Below are 13,787 nucleotides of genomic sequence, written 5' to 3' on the forward strand. Positions count from 1 at the left end.
ATTTTTATGGATTGGCTAAAAAAGATTCCAATTGGTCAATATGTCTCTGGCAAATCTAGCTGGCTTCGTGGTATTGATCCTCGAATCAAACTTTCCTGGATCTTGGTGTTTTTGTTATCTCCTATTTTAGCTAATTCCATCTGGAGAATTTCAATAGCTTTGTTTCTTTTATTTATTACGTTTCTTAGTTTGCTACCTCCTCGCATTTGGTGGAGGTCTCTGGTATTTCTATTGTTTTTCTCTTTAATTATCGGATTCTTATCAATTGTTTTACCCGCGAGTGAAGCGTCAAGTGAATTGACCATAAGAGCACCTGATGAAATACCAGGAGCAATTGTTATGACTCGATCATGGGAGATTTTTAAGCTGGGGCCATTTAACTTTGGGGGTATTTCATTAGGGCCATTAATCGTTGATCGTCGCTCTGCTGAATTAGGCATTAAAACTTCGACTTTAATTTTTACTGTTATTCATAGTGTGAATTTGATGTTAATCACAACACCTCCTGAAGATCTTGTATGGGCAATCAAGTGGTTTTTTTCTCCTTTGGCTTCGTTGGGAGTCCCTATGGAAAAATTGTCATTTCAACTTCTTTTGGCTTTGCGATTTTTACCCTTAGTTCAAGAGGAGCTCCAAAACCTCTTTCGTTCCGTCGGTGTGAGGGCAATTGAATTTAGAAAATTGGGATTAAAAAGTTCATTAGATTTGCTTGTAACTTTAGGAGAACGACTTTTGTCAAATATTTTGCTCAGAGCAGAACAGGGAGCTGATTCTCTAATGTCAAGAGAGGGGCTTTGGCTGTCATCCCAGCAACTACGACCTAGTATTGTTGTTAATCCTAGATATTTGTGGGTTAATTTAAATTCGATTTTTGTGCTTTTGATAGCTATTGTATTACGTTGTATGTATGGTACATCTTAATTAAAAACAATTAAAATTTGAACGCTGAACGCTACCTGAATCACCCAACTTTTGGAATGTTATATTTGGTTTCACCAGCAACTAATGGTAGAGATGTTTATGCAACTTTATATGCGCAAAAAATATTTTTTTTAGTTACTTTGCAACCGAGAGGAGCAACTTTTGAGGTCATTCCATATATGGATGCTCGGCATTATTCAGAAATGCATTTGTCTAAATGTAAGAGAGAAAAATCATCAGACATTGACGTTTGGAAGGAATTATTTAATCAAACTTTTATGTAAATTTGGTCGATTTGATGGTGATTGACTTTCTTGAATATAAATCGATAATAAATTCACTACCCCTAGGGGTTAGTTTACTTGCAGTGAGCAAGGGGCATGATCAAGAATCCATTCGTAAACTTTCTGGTTATGGTCAGGTGGATTTTGGAGAAAGTCGTTTACAAGAGGCTCTCCCAAAAAAAAACGAACTGAATGATCTGAAGCAACTCCGATGGCATTTTGTAGGGACATTGCAGAAAAATAAAGTCAGAGGAGTTATTAAAGAATTCGACTTTATTCATTCTGTTGACTCTTTGTCGTTGCTTGAACGAATTTCTAGAATTTCGCTGGAAGAGCAAAAAACTCCAAATTTATTTTTACAAGTAAAATTTAGGAATGATCCCCAAAAGGGTGGATTTTCAAAGGAAGATCTCTTGAACAGTTGGTCTAAGATTATTGCTTTGAATAATGTTAATTTGATCGGCCTAATGACAATTCCACCAATTGCTCTTGATTCCTATCAAAGAAAAGATTTATTTCATGAATGTAAAAACCTTGCAAATCATTTGGGATTAAAGGATTGCTCAATGGGCATGAGCAATGATTGGAAAGAGGCTATTGAGGTCGGCGCTACTTGGATTCGTTTGGGATCTTTTTTGTTTGGCAAACGTCGAACTTAGAGAAATTGTCGAAGATATGAAAAAACTAATAAAAAAGCTTGCCCCTTTAGATAAGGAACGTTATTTAAGTATATGGTTCATCCTTCATTTCGTTGAAGATGTATCCGATGTTGGCTTATCCAACTTTTAACAAATCATCCCGAGAGGATTAACTGGTGTCGCTTATTTCCCGTCTTCGTGCTGTCGTCGCTGGTGATGACTTTTTAGATAGTGATTTTGATGAGCTCGACTACGACACATGTGAAGACTTTGAGAATTTTAATAAAGGGAGCAAAGTAGGAAACGGAGAAATGGCAACAATCTCTCAGCCTAATCCTTTTGATGGGAGAGGTGGTTATACTTCTTCAAATGTCATAGGTATGCCTGGGATTTCAACAAATGATTCTGAAGTTAGTTTGATGGAACCTCGTAGCTTTGATGAAATGCCGAGAGTAATCCAAGCTTTGCGAGAGCGTAAAACAGTTATTTTAAATCTCACAATGATGGAGCCTGATCAGGCGCAAAGGGCGGTTGATTTTGTTGCAGGTGGAACATTTGCTATTGATGGACATCAAGAGAGGGTTGGAGAAAGTATTTTCCTTTTTGCGCCTTCTTGTGTGACAGTTACTAATTCATTCCAAGAGGAAGCTTCCCCTTCAAATATGGCTAATAAAGGTCATGACTTGATGTCTAAGGAAACCTCTCCTGCTCCAGAACCTGCGTGGGGGGAGACAGTAGCTACAGCTCTTTGAGTGATTAAATAGATTGGAAATTTCTATTGGGATAATTGGCCTTGGCAGTATGGCTAAAGCTATTGTCTCCCCTCTTTTGGAAAGAGGTGAATACAAACCTGAAAATGTTTTAGGAATTGTTGGTAAAAGCTCAAGTATTGAGCCTGCGTTGAATGATCTTCCAAAAGAAATAAAAGTCGTATCGAGTGAAGACTCTTTCTCGACAGAGATATGGAATGCTCCTTTGAAAATTTTGGCTGTAAAACCTCAACAATTCAGCAAAATCAAAGAATCAGATTCAACATTCCAATCGAAAGCTCACTTCCCCAAACCATTGTTAATTTCCGTCTTGGCTGGAATAACATTGAAAACTCTTAAGAAAGCTTTCCCCTTACATACATGTGTAAGAGCAGTGCCAAACACTCCTTGTCTTGTAAGTCAAGGGCTTACTGGTTTGGCTTGGGATGATAGTATAACTTTCGATCAGAAGGAAGTCGTTAGAAAGATTTTTGAACCTATTAGTGAAATTTACGAGTTAGAGGAGCAAAAGCTTGATTCCTTTTTGGCTTTAACTTCTTCAGGACCTGCATATTTAGCTTTAGTGCTTGAGGCAATGGCTGATGGTGCTGTGGCAGCAGGATTACCACGACAATTGTCCAATCAATTAGCTCATAAAACCCTCTCAGGCACTGCATCGCTATTAAGAGAAAAAAGTTTGCACCCTGCTGAACTTAAAGATATGGTTGCCTCTCCAGCAGGCACTACAATCAACGCTCTTCGACACCTTGAACTTGCGGGCTTGAGATCCGCCTTAATTGAAGCAGTTGTTTTAGCTGCTCAGAAGAGTCGTCAATTGGCTGAGGAGATTTCGAGTTAGATGACTTAAGTACGTCTGCATATAGAGTTTCAAGTGAGTCAATATTCTGTTGAAGTGTATATTTTTCTTTTACCCTCATGCGAGCACGTCTACCTAATTCGTGTGTAAGTACTGGTTGATCACGTAATACAGGTAAAAGAGTCCTTAGTTGAGAGGTAACCCCCTCAGTGTTAAGTATTATTCCTGCTCCATTTTTAAGCACTTCTCCATCTGCTCCAGCATCTGTCGCTATGCATGCTGTTCCAGTTGCCATGGCTTCAAGCAAGGCGATAGATAATCCCTCTACAAGACTTGGGAGTATAAAAACCTCAGCGATTTGAAGAAGAGCAACCCTTTTATTTTGATCGGCCTCATATCCCCACCAAATAACATTATCTTCTTTATTGAAGATTGAATGATTTTCGAGCGTTGGCCTTAGTGGCCCATCTCCTACTATTACTAGTCGACATCCTTTTGGCTGGACGAATCTCCATGCTCGTAGTAAAGCTTCAACATTTTTTTCAGAGGCTATTCTACCCATATAGATAAATATTCTCTCAGAACCGAGCTTCTTTTTTATTGCATGATGCAGCTCGTTTTGTGAATTACTTGGTTTCAGCGGGTTCCATTTCTTTATGTCAATTCCATTGGGGATTACTTCGAGTCTGCTTTCTTTAACACCTAGTTTGGCAAGTACTTCTGCTTGCAAATCTGAAAAAACAATTACTCTGTCATACTTGGCCAATGATGGTGCATAAAGTTGGTAGGTAAGTTGCTGTGTATTGGCAGTCAGATTTCTTAGTTTCGAATCGAAAGCAGGGTGAAAAGTTGCGATCAAGGGTAAATTAAGTTTATGACAAAGCTCAGGTAGTCGAAAATCCAAAGGAGAAAGAGTCAGGCTTGCATGAACTAAGTCAGGTTTAAGTCTTGAAAGAGATTCTCTAAGCTCTCTTTGAGCATTTAATGAAGGGATTGTGTAAACCTGAGATTTAATTAAATAAGGAAGACTTACATCAGGATCATTGGCTAATAGGGAAGTTTTATTATTCCCATCTCTTGTTGGGTTATCAAAGTGAATAAAACTTGTTTGATATCCTCTCTCCCTAAGCTTTTCAGTCGTGCTAAGTCCGTAACAGACGTTCCCGCAAAAAGGTGTTTTTTTGCCTAGCCAGGCGATATGGGTCAACTCTAAAAAAATCGGTATTTTAAATTAGCAGCTATCATAAATTTCTTCTCTAACTATTGTAATAGTTAAATAATTCATAAATAATAATTTTTTTAAATATGTTGTTCTAATTAGTATTTAGATCATTGCAAATTATCACCTCTCTCATCATTTGCAGAGATGTAATTCTTTTTTGTAAATGAGTTTCAATCCAGGTCTCAACAATTTTTAGTAGTTTTAACCAGACATTTTTAGGACCTAATAATTTTCCATTACTGTGAAAAGGTAATTTTTCTAGTAGGAGTCTCTGAAGTAAAGCAAGTTCTGATGGATTAAGCTCTGTGCTTGCATTAGGCATTCTTCCAATTGCAAAACCCTCTTCAGGAATAAAGCTACATTTCCAACTCCACTTTCCAATAGGGGGTATTAGCTTGGAGCCTGAGTAACAACAGTTTTGAAGCGGTAAGCAATATCCGCCTAGAGCCAATAAATGAATGCATGATTGAATACTTATTGCTAAAGCTTCTAATGTTTCAAATTCTGTTTTATGTAATTCATTTAGTCTATCTAGATGGATTAAAACCAGTTTCAGTAAATCTTTTTGCGGGTCTTCGTTCCCAACTAAAATCATAATCAGCTCGGAAATTGCTTGTGCGGCTGAAAGTGTTTCGATGTTTTTGCCAAGATTCCCATAACTCTTAATAATTTTTATTTGTGTAACTCGCCTTAGATTTTTTTTCCCGACTATATGTAAATCTAAAAAATTAAACGGTGATGTAGCTCCAAGTCTACTTTTCGGTTTTCTTGCTCCTGGTATTGCGAGACGTGATATCCCATTTTCTTCACTAAGTATCGTTAAAAGCCTGTCATTTTCACCTAGTGGTCCAACTTTTAAAGAAAGACCTTTTATTCTTTGATTTGAATTCATTATTCCTTTTTCTTTTGTTCTTGAGTAATTTCAAAACCAAAACTTGTTCCAATATATGTTGCCCCTGCTTCAATAAGTTCTATTGCTTGATCAAAAGTTTTAATACCTCCAACAGTCTTAATTGAACAGCGATTTTTTACAATTTTAGAGACATGATTAGTTTGATCCTTTGAGATAGATGGCCCAAAACCATTGCCTATTTGAATTCCAATTGCGCCCGCATCAATTAATGCATCAATTGCCCAGGAAAGTTTTGATAAGTGTAAGATTGTATTTGCATCCATTATTACTCTTACGGGAATACCAAGTTCACTTATTTGATTTATTTCCTCAGCAAATAGTTCTATATTGCCTTCTTTTAATGCAAAATAATTTGGAACAAGATCTAACTCTTCTGCTCCTTTCTCTATTGCATACTCGGCTTCTTTTTGTTTGTTAGAAGTTGGGATAAACCCAAAAGGGAAGGCGATTACTGAGATTAATTTTGTAGTACTTTTGCTGCCTAACCTTTCACGTGCAATTGATAGATTGGAAAGACTAGTACATAAACCTGCAAAGCCATTTTGCTTAGATGCATCACAAACTTGAAGAATCGCTTCTTTATCAAAATGAGGATTTAGGACTGCTTGATAAATCACATTAGCAATATTGGTATGAGCTTCTTCTAAGCTGTGAATACTCATTTGACTAGAAGTTTCTAAATTTTTTCTTGGATTACGCCATATCCTCCATGATTTCTCTTGTAAATAACTCGCAAAGCTGACCCTTCTTCCTCTCTAAATAGATAGAAGTCATGATCAATCAAGTCTAATTGGACTCTTGCTTGATCAATAGTCATAGGATTCATCTCAAAATATTTGCGTCTTACTCCTGGACTGGGTAAATGAGGTTCTTTACCTTCAATGAGCGAATGATCCGAGGAAGAAAAATTTTTAGTTTCTTCGTTTTGGACTGATTTCGTTGACTGATTATTATGAACATTGTGACTGTTATGTCGCTCTTTGTACTTACGTAATTGCCGTGCAAGTTTATTTGCTACTAAGTCGATGCTTGCATAGAGATTTTCACTTCTTTCTTGGGCTCTTATTACTGTTCCGTTTGCAAAGACAGTCACCTCAGCTGTCTGTTGTGGCACGCGAGGATTTCGAGCGACTGAGAGGTGGACATCAGCTTCTTGCACCATTTCTTGGAAATTGTGAGTTGCTTTATCAATTTTTGTTTTGGTGTAATCACGAAGTGATGGAGTTAATTCAAGATTGCGTCCATGGATAAGAAGCTTCATTCTGTTTCGCCTGAGTCAGGGCCTAATAGCAACTTAGATCTAACCCCTCAACTTGCACAATCTTCTTCCGCTTTTCTTTTTGAACCTAAAAATATTGTTCCATTTGAGACTGCCTTAGGTTGGCAGAAGAATTTTCAAAAAAACCTTATTGAGGAACCGTTCTCACCCCAAGCAGTATGGCTTCTTGAACATTTTTCTTGTTTCACAATGGGTAGAGGTAGCGATAAAAAAAATTTGTTGTTTGAAGAAAATAATTCTCCTTTACCAGTTTTTAGTATTGAGAGAGGAGGTGAAGTTACGCATCACATGCCTGGGCAGATCGTTGGATATCTGGTTCTAAATTTAAGTCTTCACAAAAAAGACTTATCTTGGTATCTGAGAGAACTGGAGCAAGTGCTGATTGATGTTCTTGACTTGTTGGGAATAGAGGGGAAGAGGTTAGATGGCTTAACAGGAGTTTGGTGTGAAGATAAAAAGGTTGGTTCAATAGGAATTGGTTGCAAGAGATGGGTGACTCAGCATGGATTTTCACTAAATGTAGATTGTGATCTAATTGGTTTTGAAAAGATAATTCCTTGTGGATTAGATAAAGTGAAAGTAGGGAAATTGAGTGATTGGATACCTGGCATCAAAGTCTGTGACGTTACGCCTCTTTTAAGGGAATCTGTTAAAAGACGTTTTAAATTGAACTGGGAAAAATAAATCAACCTCTTTAAATATCACTAAAAAAATAACAAATTATTTTTTGGCTATGACAAAAACTAAATCACAAAAGGATATATTTTCTTCTGAGGATGCTTTGGCTTTTTGGATCCCTAATAGGAAAGAGGAACAAGCAATTAATAGAAGATCTCATCTTAATAAGATCACTCAAGTTGACGAGATTTGGGAACTATTAAAACTTCAGTTAGGGGAGGTGTTGGCAGTTGATTCACCACATACTTTCCACCCAGAAAGCTTTACATATGAAGAACTTGCAGACAATATTTCTATGGCAGCATCTGCTTTTTCTCAGGTCGGAGTAGAACCTGATGAGGTGGTCGCTCTTTTTGCCGAAAATAGTCCTAGATGGCTCATCGCCGATCAAGGTCTTATGAGAATAGGTGCAACAGACTCTGTTAGAGGTGCGACTGCTCCACCAAGTGAACTTAGATATATTCTTGAAGACTCAAATGCGGTTGGATTGATTGTTCAAAATTCCGATGTATGGGAAAGACTTTCGCTTAATGATGATCAAATCAATAGTTTGAAATTTGTTCTGCAACTTGAGGGTAAAGCTTGTGAAGGCGTTTTTGAATGGGAGACTTTTTTGAAGAAAGGATTGAATATAGAGAATGTAAGCAAACAGGAGAAAATAATTGATAGGCAAACAAAAAGAATAGCAACGATTTTATATACTTCTGGAACGACTGGTAAACCTAAAGGAGTTCCACTAACACATTCTAATTTATTACATCAAATTAGGTCTCTTGCTTGCGTAGCGAACCCTTCTCCAGGCGCTCCTGTCTTAAGTGTCTTACCAATTTGGCATTCATATGAACGTAGTGCAGAATATTATTTTTTTTCTTGTGGTTGTACTCAAACATATACATCAATTAGGCATCTTAAGGAAGATTTGCCAAAGGTTAAGCCAATAGTAATGGCAACAGTTCCAAGGCTTTGGGAATCAATAAAGTTAGGGTTTGAGGATGCTGTGGATAAAATGCCGAGACTGAGAAAGACCTTGATAAAAAGTGCGATTTCTAATAGTGAGGCATATAAATTGGCACGAAGAAAACTTTATTCTTTAACTATTGAGAGGGTTTCTAGTTTTGAACAAATTATTTCTTGTGTAGAGATTCTTTTACGGTACCCCATTCATAGAATTTCCTCTATTTATTTATGGCCAAAAATCCTTACCAAGATTTGTGGAGGAAAATTGAGATTCCCAATTAGTGGTGGAGGTGCAATTGCTCCGCATATTGATTCTTTCTTTGAAGCTTTAGGCGTTGAATTATTAGTTGGTTATGGCTTAACAGAAACTAGTCCAGTCCTCACATGTAGAAGGCCTTGGAGAAATATACGTGGGGGTGCAGGTCAAGCATTGCCAGAGACTGAGATAAAAATAGTAGATCCTGAAACATTCCAAATAAAAAAACTGCGTCAAAAAGGTTTGGTTCTTGCCCGTGGTCCTCAAATAATGTCTGGTTATTTAGGGAAACTATCTGAATCGAAGAAGGTTTTAGATTCTACTGGCTGGTTTAATACTGGAGATTTAGGGATGTTGCTTTCTGATGGATCCTTAATCCTGACTGGAAGAGCAAAAGATACGATTGTGCTAAGTAGTGGAGAAAATATTGAGCCTGGACCTTTGGAGGAATGTTTGATTGCTAGTCCATTGATTGAGCAGGCTTTGCTATTGGGTCAAGATCAAAAATATCTTGCTGCTTTGATTGTTCCAAGAATTGATCACGTAAAAGAATGGCTGGCAGAAAGGAGTGTGAATTCAAAAGTTGTTCTTGGAATATCTTCTGAAAATTATGAATTAAGACAATCTCTAAAATTGGAAATGAATCAATCACTGGCAAATCGTCTCGGATCGAGAAGAGAAGAGAGATTATTTTCAATTGCCTTGGTAGAGCCATTTACAATAGAAAATGGCTTGTTAACGCAAACTCTTAAGCAAAAACGTGAAAAAATTATCCAACGTGATTTGAAACTTGTAAATGAAATATATGGGTTGTAATTTGTTTGTTTGGCCAATTAAATTGACCAATACTATGTTTTACTGAGACTCTATGGGTCGAATCATGATTTATTGATCAGGTGGACTCAATTTCTATAAAACGTTCAATAACTGTCAGAGCAGTTGTAACACCTTCATGGAAAGAGGAGGCTGAACGTGAATTAAGTAATGCAATATCAGCAATAGATCAACAACTTGGTGAATTAGAAAAAGAAGGACAACAAATTGTTGATGGTATTAGACGTCAGAGCGCTAATCCCCTTGACCCAAGAGTTCAAGAGCAAGTCGCTCAAGTTCAGAACCAAGTTGCTTCTAAGAGATCAGAATTTGAAGAACAAAAAAGAAATCTTCTGTCACAGCAATCTCAAGTTAGAGAGTTGGAGATGGAACAAATCGTCGAGCAAGGACAAATTGACAGCTTTTGTGATTTAAAAGTTGGTGATAACTTAGTCAGTAAAATGGGTGTGAGTATTTTGGTTAGAGATGGCGTAGTAGAGGCAATTGATCAAGATTGAAATTTGGTCAAACTACAATTAATCCAAAAATAATTTTTGATATTAAGAAGAAATCCACATAAAAAAAACTATCGTTGTAAGGAAACTCATGTAGAACTAACATTGGTATGTATTGATACTTGCAAAGCTTCTAGATAGAAAATTTTGAAGCCTTGCTACAAACTCTCCATAAAGGAAATAGGAACAAATTATGGCCACTCATGACATCTTTATGCCTGCTTTAAGTTCAACTATGACTGAGGGCAAAATAGTTGAGTGGCTAAAAAAACCTGGAGATAAAGTTGAAAGAGGTGAGTCAGTTTTAGTTGTTGAGTCAGATAAAGCTGATATGGATGTTGAGTCTTTCCAAGATGGCTTTCTTGCTTCGATTGTGATGCCTGCAGGCAGCTCTGCACCTGTTGGAGAGACAATCGGTTTGATCGTTGAGACAGCAGATGAGATCGCTGAAGCTCAAGCAAATGCACCTTCTCCTTCCCCTCAATCAGGTAGTCAAGAAAAAGAGAGTTCATCGCCTCAAGTTCAAGAAAAACAAGCCTCTGTTGACTCTCCTAAAGCGACAGTAGTTACAAAGGCATCTCCTGCACCTCTTGTTTCAGAATCCTCTGTAAATCAGGATCAGTTTTTAAATGATGGTCGAATAGTCGCTTCCCCAAGAGCCAAAAAACTTGCTTCTCAAATGGGAGTGAATTTGGCAACTGTTAGGGGCTCAGGACCTCATGGACGAATACAAGCTGAGGATGTTCAAAGTGCAAAAGGGCAACCCATAAGCGTTCCTTGGATTGCAGAAAGTAATGCTCCAGCGAAAATCGTTTCTGACGTGCCTCGCATAGAAAAAAAATCTGTTGACTCTGGTAAGCCACCTACTCCAGGGAAAAGTTTTGGATCTAGAGGGGAAACAATTGCATTCAATACTCTTCAACAAGCTGTAAATCGGAACATGGAGGAAAGTTTGAATACTCCTTGTTTCAGGGTCGGATACTCAATTCTTACTGATGAATTGGATGATCTTTATAAACAAGTTAAACCGAATGGAGTAACTATGACTGCTTTACTTGCTAAAGCAGTTGGCTTAACCCTGGCTAGACACCCCCAGGTGAATGCGGCTTTTAGTTCTGAGGGGATTGCCTATCCTTCACAAATAAATGTAGCCGTTGCAGTTGCGATGGAGGACGGAGGGTTGATAACTCCAGTGCTGCAAAATGCTGATAAGACGAGCCTTGCTGATTTATCCCTACAATGGGCTGATCTTGTTAAGCGTGCGAGAAATAAGCAATTAGAACCGCAAGAATATAGCAGTGGAACGTTTACACTCTCGAATCTAGGTATGTTTGGTGTAGATCGTTTTGATGCAATTCTGCCCCCAGGGACTGGAGCAATTTTAGCGGTAGGAGCTTCATTGTCTAAAGTTGTTGCTTCTAAAGATGGTTCGATTTCAATCAAAAAGCAGATGCAAGTAAATCTCACCGCTGATCATAGAGTGATCTATGGAGCTGATGGAGCACTATTCCTGAAGGATTTGGCATACTTAATCGAAAAGAAACCTTATAGCCTCTCGTCTTGAGATTTAATTAGTTGAGCCACAAGTTATTTTTTCTTACTTTAATCTGATTTGATGTGTTAGATCAAAAAGATAATCTTTTAAGCTCATATAACTATGATTTGCCAAATGACTTAATTGCTCAATCACCTAATAAGAGTAGGCATGGTGCCAAATTGATGATTGTTAAAGATGGTCTCGATGATTCTTTAAACCTCGTGCATGCAAAAGTATGGGACATAAAGGATATCTTGAAGCCTGGCGATCTTTTAGTTGTTAATAATACGCGAGTTGTTAAAGCAAGATTGAAAATTCGATTATCAGGAGGAGGAGCAGGTGAATTATTGCTAATGGAACCGAGGGGTGATGGACGATGGCTTTGTCTTGGTCGTCCTGCTAGGCGTATGAGAGGAGGTGATCAATTGTGGTTGGATACGTCACCAGATATTTCTTTAATCTTGAAAGTCATTGATAAGGATGAGAGAACAGGTGGAAGAATTATTCAATTTTCAAATGAGTTTACTAGTTGGACGGAAATGGAAAATTTACTTGATTTATGTGGAGAAGTCCCATTGCCTCCATATATAGATAAGGACAAATCTAGTGGTCATGAGGAAAGCTATCAGACTAGATTTGCTTCGAAACCAGGAGCCATAGCTGCTCCCACAGCGGGATTACATTTAAGTGATGAACTTATAGAAAATTTAAAAACGAGAGGTATTAAAATTGCTCAAATTACTTTGCATGTCGGCTTAGGAACTTTTAGACCATTAGAGAAAGAAGATCTATCTCAGTTGCATTTACATAGTGAATGGATAGAGGTTACTGAAGAGACCATCAAAGCGATAACTAATTGTCAGGAGGATGGGGGGAAAGTCTTTGCTGTTGGTACTACAAGTGTGAGAGCCCTTGAGGCTGCTTACCTTTCAGGAAGAGGAACTTTGAAGCCGTATGAAGGTAAAGTGGATTTGGTAATTAAACCAGGATTTAAATTTTCCGTCATTGATGGATTGCTCACTAATTTCCACCTACCTAAAAGTTCTCTATTACTTTTAGTTAGCGCTCTAATTGGTCGAAAACGTATGTTGAAACTTTATAAGCATGCTATTCATCACAAATATCGATTTTTCTCTTATGGAGATGCGATGTTGATAACACCGGAGTCAGTTATATAAACTCAAAAGTCAAGCTAATGATGGTTCTTTAATAACGCCTGTAGGAACATTCTCAAACATTACGGAAGAGATATATCTTTCGGCAAGATCAGGTAGAACTACAACGATTGTCTTTCCTGAGAACTCTTCTCTTTCGGCCAGCCTTACAGCTACAGCCGCAGCAGCACCACATGATATACCAACTAGTAGACCTTCTTCTTGTGCTAAACGTAATGCCATTGCAATAGACTCATCATTGGAGACTTGCTCAACTTGATCGACTACGGATAAGTCAAGATTTTTAGGAATAAAACCAGCCCCAATACCTTGAATTTTGTGAGGTCCTGGTTTTATTTCTTCTCCATTGAGAGTTTGTGTTATTACTGGGCTATGAGTGGGCTCTACGGCAACAGATAATAATGAATGATTTTTTTCTTGTTTTATGTAACGAGAAACACCTGTTATTGTTCCACCGGTCCCGACGCCAGAGACTAAAACATCAATTTGACCATCGGTATCATCCCAAATTTCAGGACCTGTTGTTTTGAAATGTATTTCTGGATTAGCTGGATTATCAAATTGTCCTGGCATGAAGTATTTTTGAGGGTCGCCATCTGCTATTTCTTTCGCTTTCGTAATGGCGCCAGGCATTCCTTTTGCTGCTTCAGTAAGTATTAATTCAGCACCAAGAACAGCCATCATCCTGCGACGTTCAATTGACATGGATTCAGGCATCGTGAGGATTAACTTGTAACCTCGCGCAGCAGCTGTATAAGCAAGGGCTATTCCAGTATTTCCAGATGTGGGTTCAATAATGACTTTATCTTTGTTGAGCAAACCTTTCTTTTCAGCATCCCAGATCATATTTGCTCCAATTCTGCATTTTACGCTGTAGGCAGGGTTACGGCCTTCTATTTTTGCAAGTACTGTCGCTTTTGCATTTTTTGTGATCGAATTAAGTTTGACTAATGGTGTATGACCAATAGCAAAACTATTGTCTTCATAGATTCTTGACATTTTTTAAATGACTTAATTAATTAATACTCTAAAT

At 37.8% G+C, this 13,787-nt stretch carries 15 protein-coding genes; 10 read left to right on the plus strand and 5 right to left on the minus strand.

The window, feature by feature from the left end:
• Window positions 1-6 precede the first annotated feature (6 nt).
• From AC6EI0_RS10045 to proC, 5 genes are all read left to right on the plus strand, one after another.
• Window positions 7-921: a CbiQ family ECF transporter T component gene (locus AC6EI0_RS10045; RefSeq protein ID WP_498522375.1), complete on the plus strand. Its 915-nt coding sequence runs from the start codon at window positions 7-9 to the stop codon at window positions 919-921.
• A gap of 17 nt (window positions 922-938) precedes the next feature.
• Entirely contained in the window at window positions 939-1,205 is a 267-nt protein-coding gene (locus tag AC6EI0_RS10050; protein WP_498522376.1) for a PipX family protein, read from the plus strand.
• Between the two features lie 14 nt (window positions 1,206-1,219).
• Window positions 1,220-1,864, plus strand: a complete 645-nt coding sequence (locus AC6EI0_RS10055; protein ID WP_498522377.1) for a YggS family pyridoxal phosphate-dependent enzyme — start codon at window positions 1,220-1,222, stop codon at window positions 1,862-1,864.
• Between the two features lie 155 nt (window positions 1,865-2,019).
• A complete protein-coding gene (locus AC6EI0_RS10060) occupies window positions 2,020-2,595 on the plus strand; it encodes a cell division protein SepF (RefSeq protein WP_498522378.1) in 576 nt (191 codons plus the stop codon).
• Between the two features lie 13 nt (window positions 2,596-2,608).
• On the plus strand, window positions 2,609-3,451 hold the full coding sequence (gene proC / locus AC6EI0_RS10065; protein WP_498522379.1) for a pyrroline-5-carboxylate reductase: 843 nt from the start codon (window positions 2,609-2,611) through the stop codon (window positions 3,449-3,451).
• Here the strand turns inward: proC and AC6EI0_RS10070 are convergent.
• The 4 genes from AC6EI0_RS10070 to hpf all read right to left on the minus strand — a co-directional run bounded on the left by AC6EI0_RS10070 (window position 3,342) and on the right by hpf (window position 6,805).
• Window positions 3,342-4,616 (minus strand): glycosyltransferase family 4 protein, encoded by a 1,275-nt coding sequence (locus tag AC6EI0_RS10070; RefSeq protein WP_498522380.1) that lies wholly within the window; start codon window positions 4,614-4,616, stop codon window positions 3,342-3,344. The genes proC and AC6EI0_RS10070 overlap by 110 nt on opposite strands.
• A gap of 106 nt (window positions 4,617-4,722) precedes the next feature.
• Window positions 4,723-5,523, minus strand: a complete 801-nt coding sequence (gene recO, locus AC6EI0_RS10075) for a DNA repair protein RecO (RefSeq protein WP_498522381.1) — start codon at window positions 5,521-5,523, stop codon at window positions 4,723-4,725.
• Window positions 5,523-6,206, minus strand: a complete 684-nt coding sequence (deoC, locus tag AC6EI0_RS10080; RefSeq protein ID WP_498522382.1) for a deoxyribose-phosphate aldolase — start codon at window positions 6,204-6,206, stop codon at window positions 5,523-5,525. Before deoC ends, recO begins: the two co-directional genes overlap by 1 nt.
• Before the next feature lie 14 nt (window positions 6,207-6,220).
• Window positions 6,221-6,805, minus strand: a complete 585-nt coding sequence (gene hpf, locus AC6EI0_RS10085; RefSeq protein WP_498522383.1) for a ribosome hibernation-promoting factor, HPF/YfiA family — start codon at window positions 6,803-6,805, stop codon at window positions 6,221-6,223.
• Here hpf and lipB point away from each other — a divergent pair.
• The 5 genes from lipB (at window position 6,788) to queA (ending at window position 12,757) form a co-directional block, all read left to right on the plus strand.
• On the plus strand, window positions 6,788-7,507 hold the full coding sequence (lipB, locus tag AC6EI0_RS10090; protein ID WP_498522384.1) for a lipoyl(octanoyl) transferase LipB: 720 nt from the start codon (window positions 6,788-6,790) through the stop codon (window positions 7,505-7,507). The genes hpf and lipB overlap by 18 nt on opposite strands.
• A 49-nt stretch (window positions 7,508-7,556) precedes the next feature.
• Window positions 7,557-9,530, plus strand: a complete 1,974-nt coding sequence (locus AC6EI0_RS10095; RefSeq protein WP_498522386.1) for an AMP-binding protein — start codon at window positions 7,557-7,559, stop codon at window positions 9,528-9,530.
• Window positions 9,531-9,610: 80 nt separating this feature from the next.
• A complete protein-coding gene (locus tag AC6EI0_RS10100) occupies window positions 9,611-10,045 on the plus strand; it encodes a YlqD family protein (RefSeq protein ID WP_011294371.1) in 435 nt (144 codons plus the stop codon).
• Window positions 10,046-10,235: 190 nt separating this feature from the next.
• On the plus strand, window positions 10,236-11,606 hold the full coding sequence (locus AC6EI0_RS10105; protein ID WP_498522387.1) for a dihydrolipoamide acetyltransferase family protein: 1,371 nt from the start codon (window positions 10,236-10,238) through the stop codon (window positions 11,604-11,606).
• Window positions 11,607-11,659: 53 nt separating this feature from the next.
• Window positions 11,660-12,757, plus strand: a complete 1,098-nt coding sequence (queA, locus tag AC6EI0_RS10110) for a tRNA preQ1(34) S-adenosylmethionine ribosyltransferase-isomerase QueA (RefSeq protein WP_498522388.1) — start codon at window positions 11,660-11,662, stop codon at window positions 12,755-12,757.
• A gap of 9 nt (window positions 12,758-12,766) precedes the next feature.
• Here the strand turns inward: queA and cysK are convergent, their stop codons facing one another.
• On the minus strand, window positions 12,767-13,753 hold the full coding sequence (gene cysK, locus AC6EI0_RS10115) for a cysteine synthase A (protein ID WP_498522389.1): 987 nt from the start codon (window positions 13,751-13,753) through the stop codon (window positions 12,767-12,769).
• Between the last annotated feature and the right edge of the window lie 34 nt (window positions 13,754-13,787).

This window comes from Prochlorococcus sp. G5PB11 (genome assembly GCF_059772425.1).